This is a genomic window from Pseudonocardia sp. (genome assembly GCF_035305885.1).
Lineage (GTDB): Bacteria > Actinomycetota > Actinomycetes > Mycobacteriales > Pseudonocardiaceae > Pseudonocardia.
This window is the reverse complement of record NZ_DATGOP010000110.1, coordinates 59,102-74,570: the sequence shown is the minus strand read 5'-3', so window position 1 is coordinate 74,570 and position 15,469 is coordinate 59,102. Positions and strand designations below refer to the sequence as shown.

The following is a 15,469-nucleotide window of genomic DNA, read 5'->3' as shown; positions in this document are numbered from 1 at the left end:
AGGCTGGCGCCCCGGACGAGCGAACCTTCCCGACAGGAGCACTGGTGGCGGTCATCGAGCAGGTTGGCGCACGCGAGATCCTCGACTCGCGGGGGAACCCGACGATCGAGGTCGAGGTCGCGCTCGACGACGGGACGCTGGCGCGCGCGGCGGTCCCTTCCGGCGCGTCGACGGGTGAGCACGAGGCGGTCGAGCTGCGCGACGGCGACCCGCTGCGCTTCGGCGGCAAGGGCGTCGAGAAGGCCGTCGCCGCCGTGCTGGACGAGATCGGCCCCGAGCTCACCGGCATGGAGGCGGTCGACCAGCGGTTGATCGACCAGCGGCTCGTCGACCTCGACGGCACGCCGGACAAGTCGCGCCTGGGTGCCAACGCCCTGCTGGGCGTGTCGCTGGCCGTCGCGAAGGCCGCGGCCGAGTCGTCGGGGCTGGAGCTGTTCCGCTACGTCGGCGGCCCGAACGCGCACGTGCTGCCGGTGCCCATGATGAACATCCTCAACGGCGGCGCCCACGCCGACACCTCGGTGGACGTGCAGGAGTTCATGATCGCCCCGGTCGGGGCCGACTCCTTCCGGGAGGCGCTGCGCTGGGGCGCCGAGGTCTACCAGGCGCTCAAGTCGGTGCTGAAGAGCAAGGGCCTGCCCACCGGGCTGGGCGACGAGGGCGGCTTCGCCCCGGACCTGCCGGGCACCCGCGCCGCGCTCGACCTCATCGCCGAGGCGATCGAGAAGAGCGGCTACGCCCTCGGCCGGGACGTCGCGCTCGCGCTCGACGTCGCCGCCACGGAGTTCCACAGCGAGGGCACCTACTCCTACGAGGGCAAGAAGCTGACCTCGGAGGAGCTCTCGGCCGTCTACTCCGAGCTCGTCGGCGCCTACCCGCTGGTGTCGATCGAGGACCCGCTGTCCGAGGACGACTGGGACGGCTGGGTGGCGCTCACCGAGGCGATCGGCGACAAGGTGCAGCTCGTCGGCGACGACCTCTTCGTCACCAACCCCGAGCGGCTCGACGAGGGCATCAGCCGGGGCGCGGCCAACGCGCTGCTGGTCAAGGTCAACCAGATCGGGACGCTGTCGGAGACCCTCGACGCCGTCACGCTCGCGCACTCGTCCGGGTACCGCTGCATGATGAGCCACCGGTCCGGCGAGACCGAGGACACCACGATCGCCGACCTCGCGGTCGCCACCGGGTGCGGGCAGATCAAGACGGGCGCGCCGGCCCGTTCGGAGCGCGTGGCGAAGTACAACCAGCTGCTGCGCATCGAGGAGGCGCTGGGCGACGCCGCCCGGTACGCGGGCGATCTCGCGTTCCCGCGCTACACCCCGTCGGCGGACACCGAGGCATAGGCGCGAGGTGGGGGACGAGCGGGCCAGGGCACGCGGGGATCGCGCGCGCCGCACCCCGCGTCCGCGCCGTTCCGGCACGGCGGCACCCCGCCGCCGGACCAGGGAACCGCAGCTGACACGGGTGCCCCGCGCCCGCGGCGTCGTCGCGGCGACCACGGGCTTGCTCGGCCTGTCGTCGACGAAGCGGGCCGCCATCCTCGCGATCGTCGTGTGCGCGCTCGCCCTCACCGTCGCCGTCCCGCTGCGCAACTACGTGGCCCAGCGCCAGGAGCTGGCCGCGGTGTCGGAGCAGCAGCAGCTCCTGGCGGCCGAGGTGGCGCGGCTCCAGCAGGAGCGGGCCCGGCTGTCGGACCCGGCCGAGATCGAGGCGCAGGCCCGGTCCCGGCTCGGGTACGTGATGCCCGGGGAGGTGCCCTACGTCGTGCAGCTCCCGGTCGACCCCGACCCGGACCCGGCGGCAGCGGCGAACGACGGCGTCCCGTGGTATCGGGTGCTGTGGCGAGAGGTGGCGGAGGGACCGCGGTGAGCACGAAGCGCGAGGGGATCGCGGAGGCCGACGTCGAGGCCGTCGCCGCCCAGCTGGGCCGCAGGCCGCGGGCGGTGCGGGAGGTGGCGTACCGGTGCCCGTGCGGGCTGCCGGCGGTGGTCAAGACCTCCCCGCGGTTGGAGGACGGCACCCCGTTCCCCACGCTGTACTACCTGACCTGCTCGCGGCTCAACTCGCGCGTCGGCGGCCTGGAGGCGTCCGGGCGGATGCGGGAGATGACCCAGCGGCTCAAGGAGGACCCCGAGCTCGCCGCGGCCTACCAGCGCGCCCACGAGTCGTACCTCGCCGAGCGGGACGCGATCGAGCCGCTGGGCACCGAGGTCAGCGCGGGCGGGATGCCCGGGCGCGTGAAGTGCCTGCACGTGTGCGTTGCGCACGCACTGGCCGCCGGGCCCGGCGTGAACCCGTTCGGGGACGAGGCGCTGGCCGAGCTCGGCGAGTGGTGGCAGGCGGGGCCCTGCGTGCGCCCCTGAAACCCGGCCCGAACCCCGGCGAGTCGCGCTCTGAACGCAGGCGAGTCGCGCTCTGAACACGCGCGAGTCGCGGGCACCCGGGCGTGACCCGCGGGGTTCGAGCGGCGGGCCGCGGGTACGACCAGCAGATGCACATCGACGGCAGCGTGATCGTGGTGACCGGCGCGTCCAGCGGTATCGGGCGGGCCACCGCGCTCGCCCTCGCCCGTGAGGGTGCCCGGGTGGTGCTGCTCGCCCGGCGGGCCGAGGCCCTGGACGAGGTGGCGGCCGAGATCGCTGCGGAGATCGGGCCGGGCCGCACCCTCGTCATCCCCGTGGACGTCTCCGACGCCGACGCCGTCGAGGACGCGGCCGTGGCGGCCGAGCAGCGGTTCGGCCGCATCGACGGCTGGGTCAACAACGCGGCGGTGACCATGTTCGGCCCGCTGCTCGACACCCCGCTCACCGACCTGCGCCGGGTCCTCGACGTGAACCTCATGGGCTACGTCCACGGCACGCGCTCGGCGCTCTCCCGGTTCGCGGCGCAGGACTCGGGCGTGCTGGTGAACGTCTCGTCGCTGCTCGGCCGGATCGCGCAGCCCTACGGCACGGCGTACACGATGTCGAAGTTCGCGATCCGCGGCCTGAGCGTGGCCGTCCGCGAGGAGCTGCGCCTGGCGGGCAAGCGCGGGGTGTCGGTCTCCACCGTGCTGCCGGCCGCGGTCGACACCCCGATCTACGCGTCGGCCGCCAACCACTCGGGACGGGTCCCGCACCCGCCACCGCCGGTCTACCGCGCCGAGCGGGTGGCGCAGGTGGTGCTGAACCAGCTGCGCAGGCCGCGCCGCGAGGCCGTGGCGGGCGGGCTGCTGGGCCGCGCGTTCGTCGCGACCCACAACCTCGCGCCCCGCCTGGCGGAACGGATGCTCGCGATCGACGTGGACCTGTCCCTCCGCGACGACGGCGCCCCGGTGCCGCCGACCTCGGGTTCGCTGCACGCGCCCGGTGCCGCCCCGGCCGCGGTGGACGGCGGCTGGCGCGGCGGGCAGCGCGAACGCAGACGGCGGACCGCCGCCCTGGCCGGGCTCGTCGCGGCGACCGCGGGCGCGCTCGCGATCCCGCAGTCCCACAGCACGCTCCGGGCGCTCGGCCGGCGCCTCCGCTGACCGTCCGGGCGACCAGCCGTCACCCGGGCCGCGACTCGCGGGCACTCACGCCGCGACTCGCCGACACCCAGACCGCGACTCGCCGACACCAGACCGCGACTCGCCGGCGCCGAGGGCGCGACTCGCGGGCACCGAGGGCGCGACTCGCCTGCACCCAGCCCGCGACTGGCACGCACCCAGACCGCGACTCGCCGGGAGTGGTCACGCCTCGACCGCCACCCCGGCGAGCTGCTCGGCCCACGCGTCCGGCCCGCCCTGCAGGAAGCCGGCTCATCGCCGTGCTCGCCGAGCACGACCTTCGGCTTCAGCACTTCGCGGTGCTGATGGCGCTCGCCGACTTCGGGCCGCTCGCCCAGCACGAGCTCGCCGAGCGGCTGGGGCTCAACCGCAGCCACCGCGTCGGCTACCTCGACGAGATCCAGGACCGCGGCCTCGTGGGCCGCAGGCGCGACCCGGCCGACCGCAGGCGCCAGCACGTCACCCTGACCGAGGACGGGGCGGCGCTGGTCGCGAAGCTCGTGCCGGTCGTGCAGCGCGCCAACGAGGGACTGCTGGCCCCGCTGTCGGCCGACGAGCGGCGCACCCTCGTCGAGCTGCTCCGGCGGGTCCTCGATCAGCCGAGCGCGGAGATCTCGAGCCCGGCCAGCCGGGCCGGGTCGGTGACCACCTCGTAGTAGCTGATCCGGTCGCCGGCGAACGTGAACAGCAGCGCGGCGACCAGCCGCCCACCCGGGGCGACGACCGCGCCGACGGATCCGTTCACGAGCGCGGGCTCGGCGTGCCGAGCGCGCTGCGGGGAGAGCGAGCGCGCCTGGTCGGCGACCGCGCGCGCCCCGCGGAGCACGGTGGGTGCGCCCGGCGGGAGGGCGGCGGGGTCGGCGCGGCGCACGACGTCGGGGGCGAGGACGGCGAGCAGCGCGTCCAGGTCACCGCGGCGGATGGCGTCGAGGAAGGCCTCCACCAGCCTGCGGCGGCCGGCGAGGTCGGACGGCAGCGCGTCCTCGGGCACCCGCACCTTCTGCCGCGCTCGGCTGGCCAGCTTCTTCGCCGCGTCCGGCGATCGCTGCAGGACCGCGCCGATCTCGGCGAAGGCCAGCCCGAACACGTCGTGCAGCACGAACGCCACCCGCTCGGCGGGGCCGAGTCGGTCCAGCACCACCAGCAGCGCGCGGCCGACGGAGTCCGCGAGCTGGGCCTCCTGCTGCGGGTCGGGGCCGGCGGCGTCCGGCGGCTCCGGGAGCTCCCAGCCCGCCGGCCGTTCGCGCCGCGACGCGCGGGAGCGCAGGTGGTCCAGGCACACGCGGGAGGTCACGGTGGTGAGCCAGCCCGCGAGGTTGTCCACCGAGCTCGTGTCGGTGCGGTTGAACCGCAGCCACGCCTCCTGCACGGCGTCCTCGGCCTCCGCGGCCGATCCGAGCAGCCGCAACGCCACCGCGTGCAGGTGCGGGCGGTGCGCCTCGAACACCTCTGCCTCAGTCATCGATGTCCTCCGTCCGCCACCTGTTCGACGGAGCGGTGGGCACGGAGGTGACAGGCCTCAGGGCGTTTTCGGTGTGACCCTGGCGACCAGCACGTCGGTCTGCGCCTCGGCGGGCAGCGTGCCGGACGTGCGCCACGGCCCGTCGGGCAGGAACCGGCTCGCGACGAACGCGCGCGCCACCTCGTCGGGCGCGTGCCGCAGCATCAGCGAGCCCTGCAGGCACAGCGCGATCATCTCGGCGAGTCGGCGGGCGCGGCGCTCCTCGCGCCCGCGCAGCTCGGTGCGCAGGTCCCGCACGCCGCGGTCGAACCACGAGTCGAGCCCGGACGCGGCCTCGATCTCGGCGAACACCGCGTCGACCGACTCCGGTTCCCGGGTGAGCGCGCGCAGCACGTCGAGCGCCGTGACGTTGCCCGACCCCTCCCAGATCGAGTTCAGCGGCGACTCCCGGTAGAGCCGCGGCATCCCCGAGTCCTCGACGTAGCCGTTGCCGCCGAGGCACTCCAGCGCCTCGCCGACCACGGTGGGCGCCCGCTTGCACACCAGGTACTTCGCGGCCGGGAGCGCGAGCCGCAGCAGCTGGCGTTCCTGGCGGTCGACGGCGCCGGCGAGCCGCATCGCGAGCGCGGTGGCGGCCTCGGACTCCAGCGCCAGGTCGGCGATCACGGTCTGCATGAGCGGCGCGTCGGCGAGCCGGGTGCCGAAGGCGCTGCGGTGCGCGACGTGGTGGGCGGCCTCGCTGAGGGCGGCCCGCGTGACGGCGGCCGAGCCGATGACGCAGTCCAGCCGCGTCATCGACACCATCTCGATGATCGTCTGGACGCCGCGGCCCTCGTCGCCGAGGCGCCACCCGACCGCGCCGGCGTATTCGATCTCCGCCGACGCGTTCGAGCGGTTGCCGAGCTTGTCCTTGAGCCGCTGCAGGTGGATGGCGTTGCGCGTGCCGTCGGGCAGCACCCGGGGGAGCACGAAGCACGTCAGCCCGGCCGGGGCCTGGGCGAGCGTGAGGAAGATGTCGTTCATCGGCGCCGAGGTGAACCACTTGTGCCCGACGAGCCGGTAGGTGCCGTCGGACGTCACCGTGGCCGTGGTGGTCCCGGCGCGCACGTCGGAGCCGCCCTGCTTCTCCGTCATCGACATCCCGGCGAGCAGCCCCGCCTTCGTCGACGGCTCCGCGAGCCCGAACTCGTAGGTGGTGGACCGAAGGCCCGGCTCGAACCGCGCGGCGAGCTCGGGGTCGCGGCGCAGGGCGGGCACGGCCGCGTACGTCATCGAGATCGGGCAGCCGTGGCCCGCCTCCAGCTGGCTCATCAGGTAGAAGCCGGCCGCCCGCGCGACGTGGGCGCCCGTGCCCGGCTCGGCCACCCACGGCGCTCCGTGCAGGCCCCAGCCGACGGACGTGCGCATGAGCCAGTGCCACGACGGGTGGTACTCGACCTCGTCGATGCGGTGGCCGTACCGGTCGTGGGTGTGCAGCACCGGCCCGTAGCGGTCGGCGAGGCGGGCGTGCTCGCGGGCCTCGGTGGACGCGACGAGGGCGGCGAGCTGGCGCAGCGCGGGCAGCGCCTCCTCGGCGCCCTCCCGGGCGACCGCGTCGGTCAGTGCCGGGTCACAGGCCAGCAGGTCGGCGCCGTCCAGCGCGGGCGGCTGGTTCTCCACGCGGTGCGTGCGGTGGTCGCCGGGCCGCAGCGGCGGCTCGGGCGAGCGGGTGGGTACGGGCCTGCCCCGGCCGTTGCGGTCGGCCGGGTTGGGGACCGTCGGCGCGGATCCCAGCTCCTTCTGGTCCACCCGGGCGAGCGTAGCGGCCGGTGGGCGGGTTTCGGAGGGCTTCGCACCGCGTACCGTGATCCGGCGGCAGAAGGAGGGTGCATGGCACGGGTGGGAGCAATCGACTGCGGGACGAACTCGATCCGCCTGCTCGTCGCCGACGTGACCACCGGGTACGACGGTGCGCCTGCGCTGCGCGACGTCCACCGCGAGACCCGGATCGTCCGGCTCGGCCAGGGTGTGGACGCCACGGGCGAGCTCGCGCCCGAGGCCATCGAGCGCACGCGGGCCGCGCTCGCCGACTACACCGCGGTGCTGCTGCGCAAGGGCGCCGAGCGGGTGCGCATGGTGGCCACCAGCGCCACCCGCGACGCCCGCAACCGCGACGACTTCTTCGGGATGGTCCGCGCCACCCTCGGCATCGAGGCGGAGGTGATCTCCGGCGACGAGGAGGCGCAGCTGTCGTTCACGGGGGCGGTCGGCGACCTCGACCCGGACGACGGTCCGTTCGTCGTGGTCGACGTCGGCGGCGGGTCCACCGAGCTCGTCGTCGGCACGCTGGAGGTCGACAAGGCGGCGGTGCGCGCCGCCCGCTCGGTGGACATCGGCAGCGTCCGGATCACGGAGCGCTGCCTGCACGGCGACCCGCCCACCGCCGCCGAGGTCGCGCAGGCCCGCGAGCTGGCCACGCAGATCCTGGACGAGGCGTTCGAGGCCGTCCCCGTCGACGGCGTGCGCACGTGGGTGGGCGTGGCCGGCACGATCACCACGCTGTCGGCGGTGGCGCAGAACCTCGCGGAGTACGACCCGGACGCCGTCCACATGTCCCGGATCCCCCGCGCCGACCTGCACCGGATCGCCGACGAGCTGCTCGGCGCGACGCGCGAGGAGCGGCGGCGCTACGGCGGGATCCACCCCGGCCGCATCGACGTGATCGGCGGGGGTGCGCTGATCGTCGACGTGCTCGCCGCCGAGCTGCACGACCGCGCGGGCATCGACGAGCTGGTGGTGAGCGAGCACGACATCCTCGACGGCATCGCCCGTTCCATCGCCTGACCGCACGCACCCCGCCCGCAACTCGCGGGCATCCAGGGCGCGACTCGCCGAGGCCCCGGCGAGTCGCGGTGTGAGTGTCCGCGAGTCGCGGTGTGAGCGTGTGCGAGTCGCGGTGTGAGCGTGTGCGAGTCGCGGTGTGGATGTGCCCGCGCCGGCCTGCGCGGGGTCTCCGCCGCCTGATCGCGCGCACCAGCCCGCGACTCGCGCGCACCCAGCCCGCGACTCGCGCGCACCGAGAGCGCGACTCGCGGGCATCCAGGGCGCGACTCGCCGAGGCCCCGGCGAGTCGCGGTGTGGGTGCGGGTGGGTCGGTGTGTGGATGCGGCCGCGCGGGGTGTGCGTAGCGTGTCCGCCGTGGAAACCCAGCCGTCGACGACGGGCTTCGCCAGCATCGCCGAGCTCGACGCGGCGCTGGTCGACTGCCGCGCCTGCCCGCGGCTGGTCGAGTGGCGCGAGCGGGTGGCGCGCGAGAAGCGGGCGGCGTTCCGGAACGAGGAGTACTGGGGCCGCCCGGTGCCCGGGTTCGGCCCGACGGACGCGCGGCTGCTCATCGTCGGCCTCGCCCCGGCGGCGCACGGCGCCAACCGGACCGGCCGGATGTTCACCGGCGACCGCTCCGGCGACGTGCTGTACGCCGCGCTGCACGCGGTCGGTCTCGCGAACCAGCCGACCGCGGTGCACGCCGACGACGGCCTCGAGCTGTTCTCGACCCGGATCACCGCCCCGGTGCACTGCGCCCCGCCGGACAACAAGCCGACACCGGAGGAGCGCGAACGGTGCGGCGCGTGGCTGCGCGCCGAGCTCGCGCTGCTGCGGCCGCGGGCGGTCGTGGTGCTCGGCGCGTTCGGCTGGCAGGCCCTGATGCCGGCGCTCGCCGAGGCGGGCTGGGTGGTGCCCCGGCCCCGCCCGCGGTTCGCCCACGGCGCCCACGTCGAGCTCGCGGGCGAGCGCGGCCCGCTGCACCTGTTCGGCTGCTACCACGTGAGCCAGCAGAACACCTTCACCGGCCGCCTCACGCCCGCGATGCTCGAGGACGTGCTGCGACGTGCGGCGGAGGTAGCCAGGCTCACCCCCGCGAGGGAGGTGTCCTGAAGGCCCCGGGTGGGAACATGGGTTTCATGGCGCGCAACACGCGGATCGTCGTCGTCGGCGGCGGCTACGTCGGCATGTACACCGCACTGCGGCTGCAGAAGAAGCTCCGCCGCGGCGAGGCCGAGGTCACGGTGATCGATCCGCAGCCGCACATGACCTACCAGCCGTTCCTCCCGGAGGCGGCGGCCGGCTCCATCGAGCCGCGCCACGTCGTGGTGCCCCTGCGCAAGGTCCTGCGCAAGTGCCACCACCTCACCGGCCGGGTCACGTCGATCAACCACGCCGCCCGCGAGGTCACCGCGGAGCTCATCTCCGGCACCGTCACCACGCTCGGCTACGACGTGCTCGTCGTCGCGCCGGGCTCGGTGGCCCGCACGCTGCCGGTCCCGGGTCTCGCCGAGCGCGGCATCGCCTTCAAGACCGTCGGCGAGGCCATCTACCTGCGCAACCACGTCCTGTCCCGACTGGACGCCGCGGCCACCACGGTCGACCCGCAGCTGCGCAAGCGCCTGCTGACGTTCCTCGTGGTCGGCGGCGGCTACGCGGGCATCGAGGCGCTCGCCGAGCTGCAGGACATGGCCCGCTACGCCACCCGCTACTACGAAAACATCTCGCCCGAGGACATGCGGTGGGTGCTCGTCGAGGCGGCCGGGCGGATCATGCCCGAGGTCGGCCCGCGGATGGGGCGCTACACCGTCGAGCGGCTGATGGAGGCGGGCATCGAGGTCTTCCTCGACACGCGCGTGAAGTCGATGGAGGGCGGCCACGTCGTCCTCGACGACGGCACCGAGTTCGACGCCGACACGATCGTCTGGACGGCCGGGGTCAAGCCCAACCCGATGCTCGAGAACACCGACCTCCCGCGCGACGCGCGCGGCCGCGTCGAGTGCACCGCCGAGCTGCAGGTCGTCGGCATGCCCGAGGTGTTCAGCGCGGGTGACTGCGCATCGGTGCCCGACCTGTCGAAGGACGACCCGGGGGCCCGCACCAGCCCGTCGGCGCAGCACGCGGTGCGCCAGGCCAAGGTGCTCGCCGACAACATCATCGCCCACCTGCGCGGCAAGCCGCTCAAGCAGTACAAGCACAGCTACGCCGGCTCGGTGGCGAGCCTCGGGCTCTACAAGGGAGTCGCCGAGATCTACGGCATCAAGCTGCGCGGCATCGTCGCGTGGTTCATGCACCGCACCTACCACGTGAGCCGCATGCCCACGTGGAACCGGCGCATCCGCATCGTGTTCGACTGGACGGGCGCGCTGTTCCTCGGCCGCGAGGTGGTGGCGCTGGGCCAGATCATGGACCCGAAGGCGGAGTTCAGCCGCGTCGCCGGGCCCGCCAAGCCGGCGGAGGCCGAGAGGGAGCCGGTGGCGGCCGCGCCGAAGGGCAGCTGACGCGGTCCCGGGGGGCTTGCCCGATCCGTAGGCTTGGCGCGCGCCCCCGTGGCCCAACCGGCAGAGGCAGGCCCCTTAAAAGGGTCACTGTGTGGGTTCGAATCCCACCGGGGGCACGCACGCTTCCCGGAGGAAATCGGCGCGCGGGGTGGTCGGGCCGGAACTAGGGTGCCGATCATGGCCTGCCGAATCTCCGAACTGGTGGTCGAAAGCCGGGACCCGCAACGGCTGGCGGAGTTCTGGTGCGAGGTCCTCGGCTTCGTGGTTCTCGACGTCGAGGACGGGGCGATCGAGATCGGCCCGCAGGAGGGGTTCGGCGGCTTGCAGCCGACGATCATCTTCAGCCCCAACCCCGACCCCGGCACGGGCCAGCAGCGGCTGCACTTCGACGTGAACGCCACCGACCGCGACCAGGACGCCGAGCTCGAACGCCTCCTCGCGCTCGGGGCGCGCCCGGCCGACGTCGGCCAGACCGGCGAGGAGTCGTGGCACGTGCTCGCCGACCCGGAGGGCAACGTGTTCTGCCTGCTCCGCAGGCGCCTCGACTGAGGAGGGGGCGCTCGCGGGCGTGATGTCCAGGGGCCGCTCCGCGGCCGGCCCGGACCACGCGGGGCATGGCGACGGCTCGGGCACCGCCCGCGCCCACTCGCTCGACCCCGTGCCGGTACCCGACGTCGCAGCGCCCGTCGGGGCCGCGCCCTCGACGTGTTCCTGCCGTCGAGGCGGCCGGGGAGCTGTTCGTCGTCCTCGGCGTGCTCGGTCTCGCCGGCTCGTTCGGCTACCTCGTGCGCACGCTGCAGGGCAGGCCCACCCCGATCGAGCACCCGTGGGCGCCCGGCTTCCCGTCGTCGTCGCGGTGGTGCACCGGGCGTCACCGCGACGGACGGCCCGGACCGCGGGGCCCTGGTGCGCGACGCGTTCGCGAACCGGCCGGTGCCGTGGCGCGCCGGCCCGTCCGCCCGGCCGCCACCGGCGCGACCCGGCCGCTCGTGATCGCGGTCCTCGGGCTGCACGCCGTCGAGTACGTCGACGTCGGCCACCGGATCGGGCCCGTGGCCGCGGCCACCGAGGCCACCGTCCCGCCCGGTGCGCCGCTGGTGTACCCGGCGGTGCCGTCCCGGCACGGCTGCGCGCCGTCGTCCGGGCCGACGGGCCCGGCGAGGGCGGGATGACCGTCCGGGCTGCCGAACCGGAGCGGGTGCGCGCGGCCGTGCTGCCCGTCGCCGCCGACCAACACGTACGCGCAGGCGGTCGCCTGCCCCGCCGACCCGGCCGCGAACGGGAGCTGTCCCCGGGTTACCGGGCGGTCGCGCGCGGCGAGGGCTACGCGATCCTGCGGAGAACCGCCTGGTCGCCGCTACCCTTGGCCCATGCCGTCGGTCAGCGCCGACACCCCGCCGCAGGACGTGCGCTTCTGCCGCAGCGCCGACGGCACGCGCCTGGCGTACGCCAGGCACGGAACGGGCCCTCCGCTGCTCGTGGCCTCGTGCTGGCTCAGCCACCTGGAGTTCGACTGGCAGAGCCCGGTGTGGCGGCACTTCCTGTCCGACCTCGGCCGGTTCGCCACCGTCGTCCGCTACGACGAGCGCGGGCACGGCCTGTCCGACTGGGACGTGTCCGACCACGGCCTCGAAGCCCGCATCGCCGACCTGGAGGCCGTCGCCGACGCCGCGGGCCTCGACCGGTTCGCGCTGCTGGGGATGTCGCAGGGCGGTCCGGTGGCGATCTCCTACGCCACACGCCACCCCGGCCGGCTCACCCGGCTCGTCCTGTACGGCACGTACGCGGTGCTGGTGAACCGCAACCCGCAGGACGAGGAATTGGAGCAGACGTTCCAGCAGATGATCAAGGTGGGGTTCGCCCGCAAGGACAGCACGTTCCGGCGGGTGTTCACCTCGCTCATGATCCCGAACGCCTCCGAGGAGCAGGCCGGCTGGCTCGACGACCTGCAGGCGATCGCGACCTGCGCCGAGAACGCCGTGCGGGCCCGCGCGGCGCGCTCGCACATCGACGTATCCGACCTGTTGGGCCAGGTGTCGGTGCCGACGCTGGTGCTGCACGCCCGCGGCGACCGGATGATCGACTTCGCGAGGGGGCGCGACCTCGCCGCGCGGATACCGGGCGCCCGGCTGGTCACGTTGGACTCCGACAACCACATCACGCTGGCCGACGAGCCCGCGTGGCCCGTGTTCGTCGACGAGGTCGCGGCCTTCCTGACCGCCGACCGCGTGGCGGCCCGGGCGCCCGACGCGACGCTGCGCTCGCTGACCGAGCGCGAGCTCGACGTGCTGCGGCTCGTCGGTCGCGGTCACGACAACCAGCAGGTCGCCCAGCAGCTGGCGCTCAGCGTGCGCACCGTGGAGCGGCACCTGACCAGCATCTACACCAAGCTCGGCGTGTCCGGGCGCTCGGCGCGGGCCGCGGCGGTGGCCCGCCTGCTCACCCACGGCTGACCCGGCCTGGGTGCCGGCCGCCACCTGCGGCGGCTGTGCCGGGCCCGAACTCGGCGGTCGGCACCGATCCCGACGGGACCGCGGCTCCCTAGCGTCGTCCCGGCCGGAGCACCCGAGACGAGGACGGCCGAGATGACGAACCGGAAGGCAGCGATCAGCCTCAGCACGGGCCTGGAGGACGCCGAGCGGGTCACCGTCGCGTTCCTGGTGGCGGTGGCGGCCGCCGAGGAGGGGCGGCCCACCTCGATGTTCCTCACCAAGGAGGCGGTCCGGCTCGCGATCACGGGCGTCGTCACCGGCACCGCCTGCGAGGGGTGCCCGCCGCTGCCGGAGCTGGTCGAGCGCTACCAGACCGCGGGGGGCACGTTCCTGGTCTGCCCGATCTGCTTCCACGCCAAGGGCCTCGACGAGACCCAGCTGATCAAGGGCGCCGAGCTCGGCGGGACGGTGCCGCTCTGGCGCTGGATCGGCGACGGCGCGACGACGTTCTCCTACTGACCCGGCGGGTCCGTCGGGCGCCCGACCCGGGGCGGTCGAGGCCGGCGACGAGCGCCGCCCTTCGGGGCGCCCGCCGCCGGGTCTGCGGGGGCGGGCGCTACCGGCGCCCGCCCGCGGCGCGGAGCCGCTCCATCTCCTTGCCGATCTCCCACAGGCGGCAGGGCCACACCGGGGCGACCGTGGTGGGCAGGCGGCAGCCGCGGCAGTGACCGGTGGCATCGGGACTGTGCTCGGCCAGGATGTGGCGTACCGCGGACGAGGTGAACGTGGCCGCGAGGACTTCGGCGATGCTGCGGATCTGATCGCTCGGCTCGCGAGCCACCGGTGCCGACGCCATCACGCGAGCCGGGGAGGGTGGAGGCGGTCCGGTCCAGCTTCGCGTCTGCAACGCCACGCTGCGTGCGAGCTCCCCCTCGCTGATCCCCGCAACACTGCTGCTCCTCTCGCTGGTCGGCGCTCCGTGCTCACCGGTGTGCCACCGGTGCCCGGGGGCCCGGCCCTGGGGCGATGCGCCGGAGCGCCGGTCGGCGGCCTGCGGCCGCTCTCGACTCCCCTGAGGTGCGCCGAGGCTTCGCTGCGTGAAGCTCCGGACACACACAGCAGTGTGCCGCTCGACGGCTGCAGATGCAAGCAGCTCCTGCAAGTGCACGCGTGCACGTGCAGCTGCACGACACTTCTGCGGCCGGCGCCGCGCCACGAAAGATCGACCCTAGAACTTCGTGTTGATCAGCAGTCGTCGACACGCGGGACGAAAAGCCTGGTCGAGGGGCACTCGATCGGGTGAAATGCAGGCGCCGTCCGCCGCTGCAGCTGCGAACGCCATATGCACGTGCAGATGCAGCCTGCTACCGTCGCACGCAACCGCCGTTCAGTGTTGTCCCCGGAAGGTGATCAAGATGGCGAACGATCGCACCGTGGTGCCGGCGAGCGAGATCGACGGCGCGCGTTGGCGCAAGAGCACGTTCAGCGGGCAGCACGCCTGCGTGGAGGTGGCGATGCTGGACGGCGGCGAGGTGGCCGTGCGCCACTCGCGTCAGCCCTCCGGGCCCGCGCTGGTGTTCACGCCGGAGGAGTGGTCGGCGTTCCTGCAGGGCGCCTGGCACGGCGAGTTCGGAGAGCGCCCCACGCGCTGACCGACGCGGCCCGGCCGCACATGCGACTCCGCCCGGCGTGGGTTCCCACGCCGGGCGGAGGTGTGTCCGGGGTTCGGCGCCGCGCCGTCAGAGCTCGGCGATGGCCTTCGCCAGCATCTGCCGGGAGCGATCCGGCGTCTCGGCGTCGACCGTGAGGCGGTCGAGGGCGCGGCTGAAGATCTCGATCTCCTCGACACCGTCGAGCATGACGGCGCCGCCGAGGTGCTCGATGTAGACGACGTCGGGCAGCTCCGGCTCGGCGAAGCGCAGCAGCTGGAACGGCCCCTCCGCGGCGTAGCCGCTGAGCGCGTTGGGCACGATCTGGATGGTGATGTGCGGCTGCTTCGACTGCTCGAGCAGGAACTTCAGCTGCTCGCGCAGCACCTTGCGGCCCCCGATCGGCCGGTGGATCACCGACTCGTCGACGATCGCCCAGTACTTCGGCGGGTTCGGGCTGGCGGTGATCAGCGCCTGCCGCTGCATGCGCAGGTTGATCCGCTTCTCGATGTCGGGCGGCGCGTAGTCGGGGCGGCCCCGCGTCAGCACCGCCCGCACGTAGGCCTCGGTCTGCAGCAGGCCGGGCACGAACTGCAGCTCGTAGGTGTGGATGCGGCTGGCGGACTCCTCGAGCCCGATGAACTCCTGGAACCAGCTCGGGACGACGTCGGTGTAGCGGCGCCACCAGCCCGGCTCGTTGGCCTTGCGGACCATCGCGAGGAACTGCTCGCGTTCCTCCGGGTCGCTGATGCCGTACATGGTGAGCAGGTCGGCGACGTCGCGTTCCTTGAAGGCGACGCGACCGAGCTCGAGCCGGGAGACCTTGGAATCGGATGCCCTGATCATGTAGCCGGCGTCGGCGCGCGAGATGCCGGCCCGCTCCCGCAGCCTGCGCAGCTGGGTGCCGAGCACGATCCGGCGCGCCGTGACACCGCGGACCTCAGTGGGCAGCGCGGAACCAGGTTCGGAGCGGCCACCCTCCGCCATCAGCTCCTCCTCGCGGACTTGCGGCCCGGTTGCGTCCTCGAGCCTCCCCACTTCCCGCTCATGGCAGAACGAGCAGGGCCGGCACTCTGCTGGAGGATGACCGTACACGC

General features: G+C 74.1%; 17 protein-coding genes and 1 tRNA gene. 14 read left to right on the top strand and 4 right to left on the bottom strand.

Annotated features, from left to right (window positions below):
* Positions 1–44: 44 nt before the first annotated feature.
* The 5 genes from eno (at position 45) to VKZ81_RS22950 (ending at position 4,182) form a co-directional block, all read left to right on the top strand.
* Entirely contained in the window at positions 45–1,343 is a 1,299-nt protein-coding gene (gene eno, locus VKZ81_RS22970) for a phosphopyruvate hydratase (protein ID WP_324243717.1), read from the top strand.
* A 121-nt stretch (positions 1,344–1,464) separates the two neighbouring features.
* Entirely contained in the window at positions 1,465–1,869 is a 405-nt protein-coding gene (locus VKZ81_RS22965; RefSeq protein WP_324243716.1) for an FtsB family cell division protein, read from the top strand.
* Positions 1,866–2,363: a DUF501 domain-containing protein gene (locus tag VKZ81_RS22960; protein ID WP_414709449.1), complete on the top strand. Its 498-nt coding sequence runs from the start codon at positions 1,866–1,868 to the stop codon at positions 2,361–2,363. The genes VKZ81_RS22965 and VKZ81_RS22960 overlap by 4 nt, the downstream gene beginning before the upstream one ends.
* Positions 2,364–2,446: 83 nt before the next feature.
* On the top strand, positions 2,447–3,508 hold the full coding sequence (locus tag VKZ81_RS22955) for an SDR family oxidoreductase (RefSeq protein ID WP_324243715.1): 1,062 nt from the start codon (positions 2,447–2,449) through the stop codon (positions 3,506–3,508).
* A gap of 278 nt (positions 3,509–3,786) precedes the next feature.
* Complete coding sequence (locus VKZ81_RS22950) at positions 3,787–4,182, top strand: MarR family winged helix-turn-helix transcriptional regulator (protein ID WP_324243714.1); 396 nt, start codon at positions 3,787–3,789, stop codon at positions 4,180–4,182.
* Here VKZ81_RS22950 and VKZ81_RS22945 read toward each other — a convergent pair.
* Positions 4,122–4,988, bottom strand: a complete 867-nt coding sequence (locus VKZ81_RS22945) for a sigma-70 family RNA polymerase sigma factor (protein WP_324243713.1) — start codon at positions 4,986–4,988, stop codon at positions 4,122–4,124. The genes VKZ81_RS22950 and VKZ81_RS22945 overlap by 61 nt on opposite strands.
* Positions 4,989–5,045: 57 nt before the next feature.
* The gene (locus tag VKZ81_RS22940) at positions 5,046–6,677 is read right to left on the bottom strand and encodes an acyl-CoA dehydrogenase family protein (RefSeq protein ID WP_324243799.1); all 1,632 of its coding nucleotides are present in this window, start codon (positions 6,675–6,677) and stop codon (positions 5,046–5,048) included.
* Positions 6,678–6,857: 180 nt separating this feature from the next.
* Here VKZ81_RS22940 and VKZ81_RS22935 point away from each other — a divergent pair, with 180 nt between their 5' ends.
* The 8 genes from VKZ81_RS22935 to VKZ81_RS22900 all read left to right on the top strand — a co-directional run bounded on the left by VKZ81_RS22935 (position 6,858) and on the right by VKZ81_RS22900 (position 13,242).
* Positions 6,858–7,811 carry a Ppx/GppA phosphatase family protein gene (locus VKZ81_RS22935; RefSeq protein WP_324243712.1) on the top strand — a complete coding sequence of 318 codons (954 nt, stop codon included), beginning with the start codon at positions 6,858–6,860 and terminating at the stop codon, positions 7,809–7,811.
* 354 nt (positions 7,812–8,165) lie between these two features.
* A complete protein-coding gene (locus VKZ81_RS22930; protein ID WP_324243711.1) occupies positions 8,166–8,903 on the top strand; it encodes a uracil-DNA glycosylase in 738 nt (245 codons plus the stop codon).
* Between the two features lie 17 nt (positions 8,904–8,920).
* Positions 8,921–10,291, top strand: a complete 1,371-nt coding sequence (locus VKZ81_RS22925; protein ID WP_414709448.1) for an NAD(P)/FAD-dependent oxidoreductase — start codon at positions 8,921–8,923, stop codon at positions 10,289–10,291.
* 42 nt (positions 10,292–10,333) lie between these two features.
* Positions 10,334–10,407, top strand: a tRNA-Leu gene (locus tag VKZ81_RS22920).
* Between the two features lie 61 nt (positions 10,408–10,468).
* Positions 10,469–10,840, top strand: coding sequence for a VOC family protein (locus VKZ81_RS22915; RefSeq protein ID WP_324243709.1), 372 nt, complete (start codon positions 10,469–10,471; stop codon positions 10,838–10,840).
* 389 nt (positions 10,841–11,229) lie between these two features.
* The gene (locus VKZ81_RS22910) at positions 11,230–11,463 is read left to right on the top strand and encodes a hypothetical protein (protein WP_324243708.1); all 234 of its coding nucleotides are present in this window, start codon (positions 11,230–11,232) and stop codon (positions 11,461–11,463) included.
* A gap of 198 nt (positions 11,464–11,661) precedes the next feature.
* The gene (locus VKZ81_RS22905) at positions 11,662–12,744 is read left to right on the top strand and encodes an alpha/beta fold hydrolase (RefSeq protein ID WP_324243707.1); all 1,083 of its coding nucleotides are present in this window, start codon (positions 11,662–11,664) and stop codon (positions 12,742–12,744) included.
* 132 nt (positions 12,745–12,876) lie between these two features.
* Positions 12,877–13,242: a DsrE family protein gene (locus tag VKZ81_RS22900; RefSeq protein WP_324243706.1), complete on the top strand. Its 366-nt coding sequence runs from the start codon at positions 12,877–12,879 to the stop codon at positions 13,240–13,242.
* A 97-nt stretch (positions 13,243–13,339) separates the two neighbouring features.
* Here the strand turns inward: VKZ81_RS22900 and VKZ81_RS22895 are convergent, their stop codons facing one another.
* Entirely contained in the window at positions 13,340–13,564 is a 225-nt protein-coding gene (locus VKZ81_RS22895) for a hypothetical protein (protein ID WP_324243705.1), read from the bottom strand.
* A 574-nt stretch (positions 13,565–14,138) separates the two neighbouring features.
* Here VKZ81_RS22895 and VKZ81_RS22890 point away from each other — a divergent pair.
* Positions 14,139–14,375 (top strand): DUF397 domain-containing protein, encoded by a 237-nt coding sequence (locus VKZ81_RS22890; protein ID WP_324243704.1) that lies wholly within the window; start codon positions 14,139–14,141, stop codon positions 14,373–14,375.
* Between the two features lie 87 nt (positions 14,376–14,462).
* On the opposite strand, the gene VKZ81_RS22885 is transcribed toward VKZ81_RS22890, so the two are convergent.
* On the bottom strand, positions 14,463–15,359 hold the full coding sequence (locus VKZ81_RS22885) for a Sco1979 family transcriptional regulator (RefSeq protein WP_324243703.1): 897 nt from the start codon (positions 15,357–15,359) through the stop codon (positions 14,463–14,465).
* Positions 15,360–15,469 lie beyond the last annotated feature (110 nt).